Origin of the sequence: Kitasatospora sp. NBC_01560 (genome assembly GCF_045208415.1) — a bacterium.
Classification (GTDB): domain Bacteria; phylum Actinomycetota; class Actinomycetes; order Streptomycetales; family Streptomycetaceae; genus Kitasatospora.
The window spans coordinates 5,850,151-5,866,404 of record NZ_CP109364.1 but is presented as its reverse complement, the minus strand read 5'-3'; the positions used below and the strand labels follow the sequence as shown (position 1 = coordinate 5,866,404).

Annotated in this window: 13 protein-coding genes and 1 riboswitch; of the genes, 4 read left to right on the top strand and 9 right to left on the bottom strand. The window is 73.8% G+C overall.

Annotation, left to right across the window (positions count from 1 at the left end; all coding sequences use genetic code 11):
* Positions 1-60: 60 nt before the first annotated feature.
* From OH807_RS25645 to OH807_RS25635, 3 genes are all read right to left on the bottom strand, one after another.
* Complete coding sequence (locus tag OH807_RS25645) at positions 61-960, bottom strand: hypothetical protein (protein WP_406202947.1); 900 nt, start codon at positions 958-960, stop codon at positions 61-63.
* 145 nt (positions 961-1,105) lie between these two features.
* Positions 1,106-2,581 (bottom strand): glycoside hydrolase family 26 protein, encoded by a 1,476-nt coding sequence (locus OH807_RS25640; RefSeq protein ID WP_406202945.1) that lies wholly within the window; start codon positions 2,579-2,581, stop codon positions 1,106-1,108.
* Positions 2,582-2,721: 140 nt separating this feature from the next.
* A complete protein-coding gene (locus OH807_RS25635; protein WP_406202943.1) occupies positions 2,722-3,957 on the bottom strand; it encodes a hypothetical protein in 1,236 nt (411 codons plus the stop codon).
* A gap of 240 nt (positions 3,958-4,197) precedes the next feature.
* A riboswitch (cobalamin riboswitch) is annotated at positions 4,198-4,339 on the top strand.
* A 189-nt stretch (positions 4,340-4,528) separates the two neighbouring features.
* On the opposite strand from OH807_RS25635, the gene OH807_RS25630 reads away from it, so the two are divergent.
* From OH807_RS25630 to OH807_RS25615, 4 genes are all read left to right on the top strand, one after another.
* Complete coding sequence (locus tag OH807_RS25630; protein ID WP_406211173.1) at positions 4,529-6,940, top strand: ribonucleoside-diphosphate reductase subunit alpha; 2,412 nt, start codon at positions 4,529-4,531, stop codon at positions 6,938-6,940.
* A gap of 20 nt (positions 6,941-6,960) precedes the next feature.
* Complete coding sequence (locus OH807_RS25625; RefSeq protein WP_406211172.1) at positions 6,961-7,956, top strand: ribonucleotide-diphosphate reductase subunit beta; 996 nt, start codon at positions 6,961-6,963, stop codon at positions 7,954-7,956.
* A 144-nt stretch (positions 7,957-8,100) separates the two neighbouring features.
* Entirely contained in the window at positions 8,101-8,613 is a 513-nt protein-coding gene (locus OH807_RS25620; RefSeq protein WP_406202941.1) for a hypothetical protein, read from the top strand.
* A 150-nt stretch (positions 8,614-8,763) separates the two neighbouring features.
* Positions 8,764-9,648 carry a prohibitin family protein gene (locus OH807_RS25615; protein WP_406202939.1) on the top strand — a complete coding sequence of 295 codons (885 nt, stop codon included), beginning with the start codon at positions 8,764-8,766 and terminating at the stop codon, positions 9,646-9,648.
* Between the two features lie 89 nt (positions 9,649-9,737).
* On the opposite strand, the gene def is transcribed toward OH807_RS25615, so the two are convergent.
* The 6 genes from def to OH807_RS25585 all read right to left on the bottom strand — a co-directional run bounded on the left by def (position 9,738) and on the right by OH807_RS25585 (position 16,021).
* A complete protein-coding gene (gene def, locus OH807_RS25610) occupies positions 9,738-10,391 on the bottom strand; it encodes a peptide deformylase (RefSeq protein WP_406202937.1) in 654 nt (217 codons plus the stop codon).
* A gap of 55 nt (positions 10,392-10,446) precedes the next feature.
* Complete coding sequence (locus tag OH807_RS25605; RefSeq protein WP_406202935.1) at positions 10,447-11,436, bottom strand: tetratricopeptide repeat protein; 990 nt, start codon at positions 11,434-11,436, stop codon at positions 10,447-10,449.
* 284 nt (positions 11,437-11,720) lie between these two features.
* Positions 11,721-13,019, bottom strand: a complete 1,299-nt coding sequence (locus OH807_RS25600) for an HD-GYP domain-containing protein (RefSeq protein ID WP_406202933.1) — start codon at positions 13,017-13,019, stop codon at positions 11,721-11,723.
* Between the two features lie 86 nt (positions 13,020-13,105).
* Positions 13,106-14,581, bottom strand: coding sequence for an HD-GYP domain-containing protein (locus OH807_RS25595; protein ID WP_406211170.1), 1,476 nt, complete (start codon positions 14,579-14,581; stop codon positions 13,106-13,108).
* A gap of 280 nt (positions 14,582-14,861) precedes the next feature.
* Positions 14,862-15,281 (bottom strand): mycothiol system anti-sigma-R factor, encoded by a 420-nt coding sequence (gene rsrA, locus OH807_RS25590; protein WP_406202931.1) that lies wholly within the window; start codon positions 15,279-15,281, stop codon positions 14,862-14,864.
* Positions 15,278-16,021, bottom strand: coding sequence for a sigma-70 family RNA polymerase sigma factor (locus OH807_RS25585; protein WP_406211169.1), 744 nt, complete (start codon positions 16,019-16,021; stop codon positions 15,278-15,280). The genes rsrA and OH807_RS25585 overlap by 4 nt, the downstream gene beginning before the upstream one ends.
* Positions 16,022-16,254: the final 233 nt, after the last annotated feature.

Below are 16,254 nucleotides of genomic sequence, written 5' to 3'. Positions count from 1 at the left end.
CGTTCCTCGTCTGTGACGTCGGTCGTTCGACCGCCCGGCGCGGGCGGTGGTTCTGGTGGGTCAGCCCTGGTACGGGGGCGGCGGGACGGGGCCGGGCGCCACCGGGCCGGGGGTGACCGGGCCGGGCGCCACCGGCGGGGCCGGCCAGGCCTGCTGCGGCGGCGCGGCCTGCGGGGGCACCGGCGGCCGGGCGGGCGGCTGCTGCGCCGGCCAGGCGGGCTGCGGCGGCTGCTGGGCGGCGGGGTGCGCGGGCTGCGGCCAGTCCGGCCGGGTCGGGACGGGCGCCTGCGGCTGGGTCTGCGGGCGGGCCTGCGGCTGGGTCTGCGGCTGGGTCTGCGGCTGGGCGGCCGCCCCCGGGGCGGCCTGCTGCGGCGGGCCGAACAGCTGCTGCTGGGGCACGGGCTGACCGAGCGCCTGGTCCTGCGGCAGCGTCTGGCGGAGCGACCAGTGCAGCTGCTCCGGCAGCGGCTGGAACGGCGACGGCCCGCCGGCCGCCCACGGCGCGGGCGCCGGCGCCCAGCCCGTCCCCGCCCCCCGGCGCAGTGCGGCGACCAGCAGCACCACCAGCGTCGTGGTGACGAGCACACCGGCCCCGAAGGTGGCCAGCTTCAGCCAGCCCTCGGTGGTGCCGGTGAACCAGTGGCGCTGCGGCGGGTCCAGCAGGGCGCCGGTCAGGCTGCGCACCCGGTTGTAGCCCTCGACCAGCGCCACGCCGACGGCCACCCCGCGCGCCCAGTCCCGGCCGCGGAGCAGCAGGATGCCGGCGGTCAGGTACAGGGCCGCGTAGTTGAGGCTGCCGGTCTCGGCGCCGACGGAGGAGCCGCCGTAGAAGAAGATGCCCTTGACGAAGGTGGCGAAGCCGACCTGTCCGAAGCAGTTGTAGAGCGCCCAGCCGAGCAGCACCGTGCCCCAGGCCACGGCGAGGCCGCCGGCCAGGCGGTGCGGACGCGCCTGTGTCATCTCCCGTACCCCCGCCCCTGCCGGGCGTTCCCGGCGTCAACCCGATTCCGCGCCACAGAATGCCACACGGGCCAACGGACCCGGAATTCCCGGGGTTCAGCGGGCCTGCGACGTGTAACCGAACTCACCGGGGCCGCCGCCGGGCTCACCGGACGTGCAGCCCGCTCCAGTCGATGCCGGGGGCGAACGGGCCGGAGCCGCCGGTGAGGGCCAGCCCGCTGCCGTAGGTGGCCTTGACGTCGGCGTTCGAGTTGCGCGGCTGGTCCGGGGTCAGGTTGCCGGCCGTCAGCGACTGGCCCCAGACCGTCCAGATCGTCCACGGGGTGCGGCGCAGGGTGTCCGGCTGGCGGGCGTTGACCGGGACGGCGAAGGACTCGGCCAGGATCCGCGGCTTCCCGTAGGCGGCCAGCCCGTCGTAGTACCGCTCGGTCCACACCTCACCGGTACCGATCGGGTGCGCCGGGCTGCCGCTGTAGTCGTCCACGCCGACCACGTCGACGTACTGCGCGCCCGGGTAGTAGTCCCAGGGGTCGACGCCGGGTGCGCCGTCCCAGGAGACCGGCGTCCAGGCGAAGAGCAGGTTGTGCAGGCCCCTGGTCTCCACCAGGTAGTGGTAGGTGATCCGCCAGAGCGCCTGGTACTCGGCCGGCTTGCGGCCGGACCACCAGAAGCCGCGGGCGCAGTCGGCCGCGTTCATCTCGTGGTACGGGCGCAGCAGCACCGGGACGTCGTGCGCGGCCAGGTACTCCAGGTGGTCCGCCAGGTAGGAGAGGTCCTTGAGCAGGGCCTGGTACTCGGGGGTGCCGCCCGTGCTGTCCACGACCCGGCCGAACCAGCCGGGGTCCTTGGCGGCGGGCGAGGAGGAGCAGAGCACCCGGTCGAAGGACTTCACGTCCGAGCCCGGGTAGGGCTGGTGGAAGGACATCCCGACCAGCCCGGCCGGGGCGCCGCCGTTGTCGGGCAGCTCGGTGGTGGTGCCGTCGCAGTTCTTCTGCACGCCGGACGCGCCGTAGCTGCCGTCCTCGGCGCGCGGGTGGCCGGACCAGACGGCTGTCATCAGGTCGACCGCGTCGTCGGTGTACTGCCAGCCCGTCGCGCAGGCCGGCCAGCGGCCCTGCGAGTACGAGCGCGGGTTGCCGACGCCCCAGCCGCTCTGGCCGTAGCCGGGGCCGAGGTCGGTCTCCACGAAGCCGGGCAGCTTGCCGGTGATGTCGGCGGCCTTCTTGTAGTAGTAGCCGACCGGTTTGGTCCCGGGGTAGTCACCGTACTCGGGGTTGTAGAGCTCGTTGTGCGCCTCGACGTGCTGGCCGATCACCGTCCCGGCCGAGTGGCCGGCCCGGGCCTGGCTCTCCAGGTCGGCGAGGAGCTGCTGCACGGCCCGGGCGTTCGGGGAGGCCTTCGGGTCACGGGCGACGAGCCCGCGGCCGACCTCGGGCGGCAGGGTGCGCCCGGCGCTGCCCAGGGTGAGCTCGCTGCGGGTGGCGGGCCCGGGCGACGGCCGGCCGCCGTCGCCGTCGGCCCGGCCGTCGTGGCCGGCCAGCACGACCGTCCCGGCGGCCAGCACCGCACCGGCCGCGGCCAGCACGGCGGGCTTGGCGCGCAGCGCTCGGGGCAGGGGCACGGACACTCCTCCGGATGCTGACCGGCACCGGCCTGCGCCGACCCCACCGGAACACCTGTACGACGGACTGGCGGTGAGCCTGCCACACTCCCCCGGCCGGGGCGAACGGGCCCGGCCGGGGCGGACGGGCCCGGCGGCCGTCAGCCCGTGGGGGCGGCGGCCGGGGCGCCGGCCTTGACGCGCTGGAGCAGCTGGTTCTTCACGTGCTCGCCGAAGCCCACGGCCGCCGCGGTGGCGGTGGCGTCCGCGGTGTTGCCGCCCTTGGCGGAGCCCTCGACGGTGAAGTACCCGTACCGGCCCAGGGTGCCCTTGGTGTTGGTGCAGCCCGGGGTGGTGCAGAAGGCCGGCGAGCCGGGGGCGGCGGCGCCCTTGAGGTGGCCGACGTAGTTCTTCAGCGCCGTCTCGGCCTGCTGCTTGTGGTCGAAGACCGCGACCCCGACCGTCACCGCGCTGTCGCCGGAGACGTACGTGGCCCGGAGCACCTGGCGGCAGCCCTGGTCACCGAGGGCCTTGCCGAGGCCGCCGACCGTGGAGTTGCCGTCCCAGCAGGGCGAGTCGAGCGAGACGACGGTCCGGTTCCAGGTGGCGCCGTTGACCGTGACGGTGAGCGCGGAGAAGAGCGCGGCGGCGTCCTGCGGCGCCGGGTCCGTGGCGGCCTCCCAGAGCGCCTTGGACGGGTCCTCCGGCGGGGTGGCGGTGGCGCTCGGGGTGCTCGTCGGGGACGCCTTGCCCGAGGGCGCCGTCGACTGGGCGGCCGTCGCGCTGGGCCCGGCAAGCGGGTCCTTCTTGCCGCCGTCGTCCTTCTTCAGGAACATCAGGCCGCCGGCGATCAGGCCGCCGACCACGACCACGGCGACCGCCGCGCCGATGATCCTCCGCCGGCCCTTGCGCTTGGCGTCGGCCTCGTTCCGGTCGGCCAGCGCCGCCCAGTCCGGCTCGCCGTGCGGCTGCGGGGCGGGCGGCTGGGCCTGCCACTGCTGCTGCGGCATCTGCGGTGGCATCTGCTGCTGCGGGAACGGCTGCCCGGGGTGCGGCTGGACCGGCTGCTGCTGCACCGGCTGCGGCGGCTGCGGGGCGGGCGGCTGGGCCTGCACGGGCGGCTGCGGCGGCTGCTGGCGGACCGGCTGGGGCACCGGCTGCTGGTGGACCGGCTGCGGCTGGACGGGCTGCGGCGCGGGCGGCTGCGGCACCACGGGCACCGGCGGAACCACCGGCTGCTGCGCGGGCACCGGCGGCCCGTAGGAGGCGGGCGGCGGGCCGAATCCGCCCGGCGCCGGCGGTGCCGGCTGTGCGCCGGGGTACGGCGCTGGTGGCACCGGCCCGGGCGGCTGCTGCCCCTGCGGTGCCTGTCCGGGTGCGCCCGTTCCGTCGCTCATGCGTCCCCCTCGCTCCGCTCCCTCATGAGCCGTGATCGTAGGGCATGCTCCTGACCGAACTCCCGCCCGGTGACCATTCCGTTTCCCAATCCGGACACCCCCGGGCGCCGGCCGCGCACCCGCCCGGGCCGGGCCCGGGCGCCGCCGGGGCCCCGGCCCGGCCCTGCAACGGGCCCGTTCCGGTACCACCGGTCACCGGGCCGACACGCGGCGCCGCACAAGATGTGGTGTCGCATCGAGCGGACACCACTAGATGTATGCTCAATCCTGCTGTCGACGCAGGGGAACCCGGTGCGAGTCCGGGACTGCCCCGCAGCGGTGTGCGGGCGGCTCCGACCAGAGCCCGCGAGTCCGAGTACCTGCCGACGGCGTGCCGTCCGGCCTCCCCGCAGGGGCCTCCAGCACTGCACCACTTCCGGGCCTCGCGGGCGGGCCGGGGATGTCACCGTCGCGCGACGCCTTCCGGCCGTCGCGCCGTGCTCCCCTGCCCCGAACGGCCCGGCGCCCCCCGATCCACAGCCGCCGATCGCCGCCAGGAGAGAGCGCCTTGACCACCGCTGCCTCAGTCACCCTGCCCGCCCAGGGTTCCCCCGCCGTCCCGACGGTCTCCGACCCGGGCGGCGCGCTGCTCCGGCTGCTGACCGACCGCAGTGTCGACCTGCCGCAGGTGGACCCCGGCCATGTCGCCGCCGCCGCGCTGCGCGGCCGCCACGCCGGCTCGGACTTCGCCGAGCTGCGCGGGCTGGCCGTGGACGCCGCAGCGTCGATGATCGCCGAGGACCCGCAGTACTCGAAGCTGGCCTCCCGCCTGCTCGCACTGGAGATCGTCGACGAGGCGGTCGGCCAGGGTTCGGTCTGCTTCTCCGCCTCGATCGCCGTCGGCCACGCCGAGGGCCTGATCGGCGACACCACCGCGGCCTTCGTCGCCAAGCACGCAGACACCCTGGACGCGCTGGTCGACCCGCAGGGCGACGACCGCTTCGAGTACTTCGGCCTGCGCACCGTGCAGTCCCGCTACCTGCTGCGCCACCCGATCACCCGCAAGGTGGTCGAGACCCCGCAGCACTTCCTGCTCCGCGTCGCCTGTGGCCTGGCGGTCGGCGACAACGAGCAGTCGGTGCGCGAGGTGGCCGAGCTGTACCGCCTGATGAGTCGGCTGGAGTACCTGACCTCCTCGCCGACCCTCTTCAACTCCGGCACCAAGCACCCGCAGATGTCGAGCTGCTACCTGCTCGACTCGCCGCTGGACAACCTGGACTCGATCTACTCCCGGTACGCCCAGATCGCCCGCCTCTCCAAGCACGCCGGCGGCATCGGCCTCTCCTACTCGCGGATCCGCTCCCGCGGCAGCCTGATCCGGGGCACCAACGGCAAGTCCAACGGCATCGTCCCGTTCCTGCGCACCCTCGACTCCTCGGTCGCCGCCGTCAACCAGGGCGGCCGCCGCAAGGGCGCGGCCTGCGTCTACCTGGAGACCTGGCACGCGGACATCGAGGAGTTCCTGGAGCTGCGCGACAGCACCGGTGAGGAGGCGCGCCGCACGCACAACCTCAACCTGGCGCACTGGATCCCGGACGAGTTCATGCGCCGGGTCAACGCCAACGCCGACTGGTCGCTCTTCTCCCCGGCCGACGTGCCCGAGCTGGTCGACCTCTGGGGCGCCGACTTCGACGAGGCGTACCGCAAGGCCGAGCTGGCCGGCAAGGCCGTCCGCACCATCCCCGCGCAGACCCTCTACGCCCGGATGATGCGCACCCTGGCGCAGACCGGCAACGGCTGGATGACCTTCAAGGACGCCTCCAACCGCGCCGCCAACCAGACCGCGCTGCCCGGTCGCACCGTGCACTCCTCCAACCTCTGCACCGAGATCCTGGAGGTCACGGACGACTCCGAGACCGCCGTCTGCAACCTCGGCTCGGTCAACCTCGGCGCGCACGTCGCCGCCGGTGCCACCGCCGCCGACCTGCTGAACGCGATGGACTGGGACCGGCTGGACGCCACCGTCCGCACCGCCGTGACCTTCCTGGACCGCGTGGTGGACATCAACTTCTACCCGACCCCCGAGGCCGGCGCGTCCAACTCGCGCTGGCGCCCGGTGGGCCTGGGCGTGATGGGCCTCCAGGACGTCTTCTTCCAGCTGCGGATCGACTTCGACTCCGCCGAGGCCAAGCGGCTCTCCACGCTGATCGCCGAGCGCATCATGCTCACCGCGTACGAGCGTTCCGCCGACCTGGCCGAGCAGCTGGGCCGCCACGAGGCGTACGGCGAGACCCGTGCCGCCCGCGGCGAGCTGCACATCGACCACTTCCCGAGCGCCGCGCCCGAGTGGGCCGGCCGCTGGGCCGAGCTGCGCGTGCGGATCGCCGAGACCGGTCTGCGCAACTCGCTGCTGCTGGCCATCGCGCCGACGGCCACGATCGCCTCGATCGCCGGCGTCTACGAGTGCATCGAGCCGCAGGTCTCCAACCTGTTCAAGCGCGAGACCCTCTCCGGCGAGTTCCTCCAGGTCAACCCGTACCTGGTGCGCGAGCTCAAGGACCTGGGCGTCTGGGACCAGCAGACCCGGGACGCGCTGCGCGACGCCAACGGCTCCGTCCAGGAGCTCAACTGGCTGCCCGCCGAGGTCCGTTCGCTCTACCGGACGGCCTGGGAGCTGCCCCAGCGCGCGCTGATCGACCTGGCCGCGGCCCGTATGCCGTACCTCGACCAGAGCCAGTCGCTGAACCTCTTCATGGCCGCGCCCACCATCGGCAAGCTCAGCTCGATGTACGCGTACGCCTGGAAGGTCGGCCTGAAGACCACGTACTACCTGCGCTCGCGCCCGGCGACCCGGATCGCGCAGGCCGCGTCCGGCACCGCGCGCGCCGCCGTCCCGGTGCCGGCCGGCCCGGTGAGCGTGGGCGCCCCGACCCTCACCCCGGAGGAGGAGGCCGCGCTGGCCTGCTCCCTGGAGAACCCCGAGTCCTGCGAGGCCTGCCAGTGAGCACCCCCGACCGCGAGAAGATGCTGCTCGACCCCGGGTTCGAGCTGACCCTGCGCCCGATGCGCTACCCGTCGTTCTACGACCGGTACCGGGACGCGATCAAGAACACCTGGACCGTCGAGGAGGTGGACCTGCACTCCGACGTCGCCGACCTCGCCAAGCTGAGCGAGGGCGAGCGGCACATGATCGGCCGGCTGGTCGCCTTCTTCGCCACCGGTGACTCGATCGTCTCCAACAACGTGGTGCTGAGCCTCTACAAGCACATCAACTCCCCGGAGGCGCGGCTCTACCTGTCGCGCCAGCTGTTCGAGGAGGCCGTGCACGTCCAGTTCTACCTGACGCTGCTGGACACCTACCTTCCGGACCCGGAGGACCGCAACGCGGCCTTCGCCGCGGTGGAGAACATCCCCTCCATCCACCAGAAGGCCCAGTTCTGCTTCAAGTACATGAACGCGGTCGACCACATCGACTCGCTGCAGACCAAGGACGACCGCCGCGCGTTCCTCCTGAACCTGATCTGCTTCGCGGCCTGCGTCGAGGGCCTGTTCTTCTACGGCGCCTTCGCCTACGTGTACTGGTTCCGCTCGCGCGGCCTGCTGCACGGGCTCGCGACGGGCACCAACTGGGTGTTCCGCGACGAGTCCATGCACATGGACTTCGCGATGTCGGTGGTGGACACCGTGCGCGAGGAGGAGCCCGACCTCTTCGACGACAAGATGGCCCAGCAGGTCACCGAGATGCTGGAGGAAGCCGTCGAGGCCGAGCTCCAGTTCGCCCAGGACCTCTGCGGCGAGGGCCTGCCCGGCATGAACACCGCGTCGATGCGCGAGTACCTCCAGGCCGTGGCCGACCAGCGCCTCGCCCGCCTGGGCATGCCGATCCGGTACGGCTCGACGAACCCGTTCGGCTTCATGGAACTCCAGAACGTCCAGGAGCTGACCAACTTCTTCGAGCGCCGTGTGTCGGCGTACCAGGTCGCCGTCGAGGGCTCGGTCGCCTTCGACGACGACTTCTAGAAGACGGCTACCAGAAGACGGCTACCAGCACAGCCGACTTCCAGCACAACAGCGTCCCGTAGGCAGCGGAGCTGTCGCAGGTGAGAGCCCCTCACCCGCGGCAGCTCCGTTGTCGGATCCCCGGTGTCCAGGAGCAGCCCGAACATGTCGCGTCGCAAGGTACCCCTGTCCCAACAGCACGTGGTCGACAGCCCGTTCGGGCGGATACAGATCGACTACGACCGCTGGCCGTCGGTCGTCGCGCGCCTGCACGGGGCGGGAATCCCGGGCGTCACCCTCGTGCCCGACCGCGACCACGGCGCGATGACCGTCAACGGGCATCACGTACCGACGGGCCGGAAGAGCAGCGGCTGGGACCCGAGGCGGGCGTCGCGCACCCGCACCGCCCTGGTGGGCGACCGCAGTTACGAGTTGCGGCCGACCGCCCTGCGCCGGGCCGAGCTGTGGCGCAACGGGGTGCTCCTCGCCCGGGCGCGCGGCACCCTGCGCGCGTGGGCCCCGGGCCGTTCGATCCCCGGCCTGGACGCCCGGGTGACGTGGTCCCAGGGCGTCGACCCCACCGACGTCGCGATCGGCCAGGCCATGGTGACCGGCTTCGGCGCCGGCGCTCCGGGCGCCCTGCTGCGGATCCCGCTCTTCTGGCTCGACAACATCTGACAGGCGGGCACCGGCAGGGCCGGGGTGGGCGCTGATGGCCAACCCGCGGGGTTGATCGTATGAACATCATCTGAAGCGACTCCGGAGCAGGGGCCGGCTGCCTAGGCTGCGGCCGTCCACGCTGATCACTCCAGCCCCGGGGGCCCCACCATGCTCGTCCTGTCCCTGCTGTTCCTGGCCGTCGGCCTCGGCCTGCTCATACTCCGGTGGCGCGGGATCGGCTCCTGGCCGGTCACCCTCGGCGGCATCCTCGCCGGCGCCCTCGGGCTGCTGCTGGGGCTCACCACCTTCGTCCACGTGGTCGAACCGACCGAGGTCGCGGTGCCCACCAGCCTCGGCAAGGTCGGCCGCACCTGGCAGCCGGGCCTCCACCTCAAGTCACCGCTGACCGACGTGACCACCTTCTCGACCCGCCCCACCGATCTCGACCTGACCGGTGACTCCACCGTCGAGGTCCGCTCCTCCGAGGGCGGGGTGCTGTACGCCGACCTCACGGTGAAGTGGTCGATCGACCCCGAGCACACCACCGAGCTGTACAAGCTGGCCGGCAGCGCCGACGCCGTCCAGCAGCGCCTGGTCTACCCGGACAGCCGGGAGATCGTCCGCAACGTCTTCGCCCGGCACACCGGCGTCGAGGGCTACAGCTCCCAGCGGGAGGCCATCGCCGCCGAGATCGACAAGCTGATCACCGCCCGGCTGGCCCCGCGCGGCATCCTCGTCAACGGCGTCAACCTGCGCAACGTCCGGCCGAGCGACGGCCTGCAGAAGGCCATCGACCAGAAGATCCAGCAGGACCAGGCCACCGCCCAGGCGGAGGCGGCCGTGCGCACGGCCAAGGCCGAGGCCGAGAAGCGCAAGATCGACGCCGACAGCACCGCCGCCGCCAACGCCGCGATCGCCAACTCGCTCACCGACAAGATCCTGCTGAGCCAGTGCATCGAGGCCTTCAAGGCCGCCGCCGAGAAGAACCCCGTCTACGCCAGCCCCTGCGGCAGCAACGGCACGCCGGTCATCGTGGACGGCACCAAGCGCTGAGGCCGGCCGGCGCGCCGCGGCCCGGGCCCGCGGCGCCCGGGCAGCACGAAGGCCGGTGCGGTCACCCCGCACCGGCCTTCGGCGGACCGTCAGGCGTTGGGGACGGTCGCGTACCGCGGCGTGCCCTCGGCCATCTGCCGCAGCGCGTCCTTGCGGTCCCGCTTCGACAGCTTGTCGATGTAGAGGAACCCGTACAGGTGGTCCGTCTCGTGCTGCAGGCAGCGGGCGAAGAAGCCGGTGCCCTCGACGCGGACGGGGTTGCCGTCCTTGTCCTGGCCGGTCACCGCCGCGTAGTCGGGGCGCGGCAGTTCGGCGTACGCGGTCGGCACCGAGAGGCAGCCCTCGTTGCCGTCGTCCAGCACCCGCCGGCCGCCGGCGGGCAGCTCCTCCAGCACCGGGTTGACGACGTGGCCGATGTGGCGCACGCCCTCGTCGTCCGGGCAGTCGTAGACGAAGACCTTGAGGTCCACGCCGACCTGGTTGGCGGCGAGGCCCACGCCCTCCGCCGCGTACATCGACTGGAACATGTCGTCGATCAGGGCCGACAGCTCACCGTCGAACGCGGTGACGTCCTTGACCTCCCGGTGCAGCACCGGGTTGCCGTACACGGTGATCGGGCGCGCGGTGCCCTTCGAGAGGTCCGGCTCCTCGCCGACCACCTTCACCGGCCGGTCCTCGCCCTGCGCGGACTCGTGGTCGTGCTCGTGGTCGTGGTCGTGCTCGTGGTCGTGCTGCTCAGCCATCGCTGTTCTTCCGCTTCGGTGTCCGGGGGATACCGGTCAAGGGTAAGCGGCCCGCTCAGCAGACCTCTTCGAGATCCCGGTAGGCCCGCGCCCCCGGAGCGGCCGAGACCCAGCGGTCCAGCAGGGTCCGGACCACACCGGCCGGCGCCGCGATCCCGCACTCCCGCTCGACCAGCCAGGACATCCCGCCCGCGCCCTGGCTCAGATGGCTCAGGTGCCCCGGATGGGCCGCGTCCCCGTCGTCGTGCGGATCGTGGTGCGCCGTGTGCCCGTCGTCCGAGGCCATCCGGCTCTCCGAACAGGCGCGGCAGAGCAGCCGCACCGAGGACGTCCAGTCCTCCGCCGCGTAGCCCGCGTCCGCGACCAGGCCCTCCAGCGCGTCCCGGTCCTGGGCGGTGGCGGCCTGCAGCAGCACCACGTACGTCGGCACGGGGGACGGCGCCCACAGCTCGATCTCGTCGAACACCGGGTAGGCCACACCGTCCGTGACCCGCTCGCCGTGCGGGGCGCCGTCGTGCAGCACCACCTCGCCCCAGCGCCGGCCGGAGGACGGCAGCGGGATCGACAGCACCTCGATCCGGGCCGGGTCCAGCCGCCGGCCCCAGACCACCTCGGACTCGCCCTCCGGCGACAGCCGCACCGGCGTCGTCCCGAGGTCCAGGCTGACCGGGCCGTCCGGCTGCACCCCGGGGCCGCCCGGCAGCCGCAGCCCGTACGCCTGCCAGGACCGCCGGGCCAGCGGCCAGTCCTGCAGCGCCGTCGCGGTGATCCCCAGGTTCCACCAGTCCGGGGCGCCCTGTTCGCGGTCCAGCAGTGCCACCGCCCGCAGCCCGGCCGAACGCGCCTGCTCCCAGTCCCGGCGGAACTTGTGCAGCAGCGCCAGGTTGAACCAGGAGTCCGACAGCCAGGGCTCCAGGTCGGCCGCCATCACCAGCAGGGCACCCGCGTCCTCGAACCGGCCGTCGCCGATCAGCGTGAAAGCCCGGTCGGTCGTCTGCCGCCAGGTGGCGGACGGCCGGTGCCGTGCCCGGTGGAAGATCCTCACGTTCGTCCCTGCCGTCGTCGTCCGCTCAAGTCCCGTATCCGCTCCCGCGTCACGGGCCCGGTACCCCGGGTCGGTGTTCCACGCTACGACCGCATCCAACCACGCCCGCCGCCGCCTGCGCTCCCCACCGCCGCGGTTGCCCCCGCGGCCGGCCCGCGCCCCTACCCAGCCTGCCCGCCCCGCCGCGTGGCCTCAACCCCAGGGACCGGACCGCCTCCGGTCGACCGCCCGCGGGGCCGGCCCGGCCCGCCGCGCGGACCGGGCCCGGCCGCCTGCCACGGGCCCTACCCGCGCACCCGGACCAGCGCGTCGACCACCCGGGCGTCGTAGACCCGCCCGCGCCCCAGCCGGAGCAGCTCCAGCACCTCCAGACGGCCCACCGCCTCGCCCACCCCGCGGCCCCGCGCCGCCGTCAGCAGGTCGTCGTGCGCGTTGGCCACCCGGATGATCCGCGCCGCCAGCGGCACCGCCGGGCCGTCCTCGTCCGGCCGCCCGCTCCAGGGATCGGCCAGCCGGGCGACCTGCTCGGCCACCTGCCGCGGCACCCCCGTCCGCCGGATCACCTCGCTGCCCAGGCGGGCGATCCGCTGCTGCTCCTCGTCCGGCAGCAGCGCCGTCGCACCGTCCGGCACCGGCTCGACCAGCGACAGCTGCCCGACGTCGTGCATCAGCGCCGCGTACTCCAGCAGGGCGAGCTCCCGGGTGCCCAGCCCCAGCTCGCGCCCGACCGCGCACGCCGTGTCGGCGACCCGGCGGGCATGGCCGGGCGGGGTGTAGCCGGCCACCTCGGTGGCCCGGGCCAGGCTCGCGATGGTCTGCCCCGTGGTGGCCCGGACGGCGGCGGCCCGCCGGAACGACACCTGGGCCAGCAGCAGCGGCGCGCAGAACAGCGGCAGCGCCCAGAGCCCCACCTCGCCCGCGGCCAGGCTGACCAGCAGCCCGGTGGCGGTGATCGCCGTCCCGATCCCGAACAGCGACCGCAGCTCGTCCTCCAGCGCCGCCGGGAACCGCAGCCCGCTGCGGTCCCTCCGCAGTACGGCCGCCAGGGTGGCGTCGCAGAGGGCGGCCAGCGCGGCCACCAGGGTCAGGAACACCCCGTACGCGGGCCCGTACGCCGAGATCCGGTCGACCAGTCCGCTGTTGTAGAGCGGCTGGAACACCGCCGCCGCGAAGCCCGCGCCGAGCAGCCGCCGGGCGGCGCCGTCCCACCGGGCGCGGTCCCGCCACGGGGCGGACCGGTGCCGCCGGGCGCCGCGCGGCAGCAGGACGGACGACAGCAGCGCCGGTACCAGGGCGAGCAGCAGGCCCGCCCCGGTCACCGCGACCACCTGGATCACCCCGTGCGCCGTCGGCAGCCCGCGCAGCGGTCCGAGCAGCGCGTACGCCAGGGCCCCGGCCGCCCCGATCGGCGCCTGCTCGCGGTCGCCCGGAAGAGTGATCCGGACGCACTCCCCGAGGGCGATCAGCACGGTGAAGGCCAGCGCCACCCCCGGTTCGGCGACCCCGCGCACCGCTACCGCCCCGAACGCCAGGGTCAGCAGCGCGAGCGCCCCGCCGTGCACCGCCAGCGTGCCCCCGTGCACCGGCTCCGCCCCCGCTCCGGGCCCGCCCCGCCCCGGGCGGCCCGGATGGCGCCGGTGCGCCCGCGCACCGCCGCCGGTCGCCGCGATCACGACGGCCCGGCCGTCGGCACGGTGCCGCCCTGCGCCGGCACCCGGCGCGGGGCCGCCCGGACCGGCTCGGGCACGCCGAGCGGAATGTCCGGCACCGCGCGGATGCAGTCGCCGGGCGCCGGCAGCACCGGCTGCCAGTCGTACCCGGCGAGCGCCTCGACCAGCGCCCGGACCATCACCGGGTCGAACTGACTGCCCGAGCAGCGCTCCAGCTCGGCCACCGCCTCGGTCACCGGCCGGCCGCGCCGGTAGGAGCGGGTGGAGGTCATCGAGTCGAAGGCGTCGGCGACCGAGATGATCCGGGCGAACTCGGGGATCTGGTCGCCCACCAGCCCGCTCGGGTAGCCCCGGCCGTCCATCCGCTCGTGGTGGTGCAGGATCCCGGCGTGCGCCTCGCCGAGGAAGGAGATCCCGCGGACCAGCTCGTAGCCGTGCACCGGGTGCACCTCGACGGCCCGCCGCTCCGCCTCGGTGAGGGGACCGTTTCTGCGGAGCAGCTCGGTGGCGACGCCGAGCTTGCCGACGTCGTGCAGGATCCCGGCGAACCGCAGGGTGCGCAGCCGCTCGGACTCCATGCCGAGCTGATCGGCGATCAGCACCGCGGCCCGGCCGACCCGTTCGCTGTGGCCCCGGGTGTAGGCGTCCTTGATCTCGACCGCCTGCACCAGCGCCTGGACGGTGGCCTGGTGGGCGTCCCGCTCGCGGTGCCCCTGGGCGAACACCCACGCCGAGATGGAGAGCGGCAACAGCGCCAGCACCGCGGCGAAGGCCCCGTACGGGCCCTGCCAGAGCACCGCGACCATCAGCCCGCCGGCCGCGTGCACCAGGACGGGCAGCCCGATCGCCATGGCCGGGCCGCGCAGCAGCACCCGCGGCCCGCGGCCCTCGGCCAGCACCAGCATGCCGCCCACCAGCACGCCGTTGACCAGGCAGAAGGCGGCGAGGCAGGCGAAGCCGGGCAGCAGCGCGGCCGGGAACCGGGAGCCGAGCAGCAGCTGCGGGCCGGACAGCAGGTGGAAGACGGCCGAGGAGGCGAAGGCGGAGACGGCGAGCTGCGCGCCGTTCCACAACTGCCGCCGCCGGCAGTGGGCTTCGGCGGGGGCGAACAGCGCGGGCGGCACCGCGATCAGCGCGGCGGCGGCCGGCGGCAGCATCAGCACGCCGGCGAACAGCACCGGGAAGAAGGCGTTGACGCAGGGCCTGGCCGGCGGCCGGACGGACAGCCGCGGCCGGCGCAGCACGATCCGGACGAGGCGCAGGCAGGGTGTGGGCAGCCCCTGGGCGAGCGACTCCCAGCACCCGTGCAGGAAGGCCAGCAGGCCGACCTTGGGCCAGTCGACCGGAGCGCCGAGCCAGCGCGGCAGGCCGGGCGGCAGCGGCGCGGGGAGCAGCGGCACGGCCAGCAGCGGCAGCAGGCAGCAGAGCGCCAGCACCGGCACGGCCACCAGGTAGCGCGCCGCAGCCGTCGGCAGGTCCGCGTCTCCACTGTCGGTAGCGATCTCGACCTCCCCGCCGTACTGGCCCGGTCCGCCCGGCACGCCGGTGGAACCGACGGTGAGCGTTCGTCAGGAGGATAGGCCGCTGGTCCCGTGCAGGGATGCATGATCGCGGAATGCCGCAGTTGGCGCACCACCAACTCACTCGAACGAGTGACGGCGCACGCAAGCAGAATGGGAGCGGCCCCCGGAGCACGCTGCTCCGGGGGCCGTTGGGTCCGTCCGTGGGGCCGGCCGCGCGGGGCCGGCCGCGGCGTCACTCCGCCTGAGCGCCCGCCTCGACCGGGGTGCCCGGTCTGGCCGCAGCCTGGACGGCGTCACCGGTCGCGGCCTCCCGGACCGGGCGGTCCTGCCCGGCGGCCTCGCCGTGCACCTCCGCCGTGACGTCGACCGAGACCACCACCGGCTCGCCGGAGCGCTGCCCGGCCCGGATCGAGTCGATCCTGGCCAGGACCTTGCCGCGCAGGTCGGCCGGGGTGTCGTCGCACCCGCAGCAGCGCTTGATCAGCGCCTTGATCGCCTGCTCCAGGCCGTACTTCTCCAGGCACGGCGAGCACTCCTCGAAGTGCACCCGCAGCTTGGCGTAGTCGCCCTCGGCCATCTCGTTGTCGAGAAATTCGTAGAGGTGGTCGAGGACCTCGCCACACTCGGTGTCGTGCGGATCGCCGCAGCTCATGAGCCCGAGCCCTTCGCTTCCTGCCCTGCCCCGCTGCCGGCCGGGACGAGCCCGCGCTCACGGGCGTAATCCTCCAGCATGCCGCGCAGCTGACGACGGCCGCGGTGCAGCCGGGACATCACCGTACCGATGGGAGTACCCATGATGTCCGCGATCTCCTTGTACGCAAAGCCCTCGACGTCCGCGAGATAGACGGCGATGCGGAATTCCTCCGGAATGGCCTGGAGGGCGTCCTTGACGTCGCTGTCCGGGAGGTGGTCGAGCGCCTGGGTCTCGGCGGACCGCAGGCCGGTCGACATGTGCGACTCCGCCCGGGCCAGCTGCCAGTCCTCGATCTCCTCGGCCGCGGTGCGCTGGGGCTCCCGCTGCTTCTTGCGGTACGAGTTGATGAACGTGTTGGTGAGGATGCGGTACAGCCAGGCCTTGAGGTTGGTGCCCTCACGGAACTGGTGGAAGGACGCGTACGCCTTGGCGAACGCCTCCTGGAGCAGGTCCTCCGCGTCGGCCGGGTTGCGGGTCATCCGCAGCGCCGCCGAGTACATCGGATCCAGGTAGCCCAGGGCGTCGCGCTCGAAGCGCTCCCGCCGGGCCTCCTCGCTCTCCTGTGCCGACACCCGGAAGGTGTCCTCACCGATCGCCTCGGCCAGCTCCTCACCGGTGAGCGCCTCCCCCGCGGGGAAGCCCTCCTCCGGGCCCCGGCCCGGCTCGGCCTCGTGCTCGGTCCCGACGACCGGACCCACCTCCTCGGCATGGCGGGCACGGCCCACTGCGGGCCGCCCCGAAATGGAGGATATCGGGCTGACGGGCTTCTCGCCCGCGACAAGCCACTCCGACCATTCGGGAGCGAAGGCCGCGGCGGCCTTGCGCTCCTCCGGCCGCTCGGGGCACGCGATCGAACCCATCTGTGCTGCCTTCCACCGGGACTCAAGCTGACGAGGGTGTCAACCACGTCGGGGACTCCCGCATTCCCGCC

Bases quoted from the DNA above. Each gene is read 5' to 3' on its own strand.
- OH807_RS25645 (WP_406202947.1), bottom strand. From the start codon at position 960: ATGACACAGGCGCGTCCGCACCGCCTGGCCGGCGGCCTCGCCGTGGCC.
- OH807_RS25635 (WP_406202943.1), bottom strand. From the start codon at position 3,957: ATGAGCGACGGAACGGGCGCACCCGGACAGGCACCGCAGGGGCAGCAG.
- OH807_RS25625 (WP_406211172.1), top strand. From the start codon at position 6,961: ATGCTGCTCGACCCCGGGTTCGAGCTGACCCTGCGCCCGATGCGCTAC.
- OH807_RS25620 (WP_406202941.1), top strand. From the start codon at position 8,101: ATGTCGCGTCGCAAGGTACCCCTGTCCCAACAGCACGTGGTCGACAGC.
- OH807_RS25615 (WP_406202939.1), top strand. From the start codon at position 8,764: ATGCTCGTCCTGTCCCTGCTGTTCCTGGCCGTCGGCCTCGGCCTGCTC.
- def (WP_406202937.1), bottom strand. From the start codon at position 10,391: ATGGCTGAGCAGCACGACCACGAGCACGACCACGACCACGAGCACGAC.
- rsrA (WP_406202931.1), bottom strand. From the start codon at position 15,281: ATGAGCTGCGGCGATCCGCACGACACCGAGTGTGGCGAGGTCCTCGAC.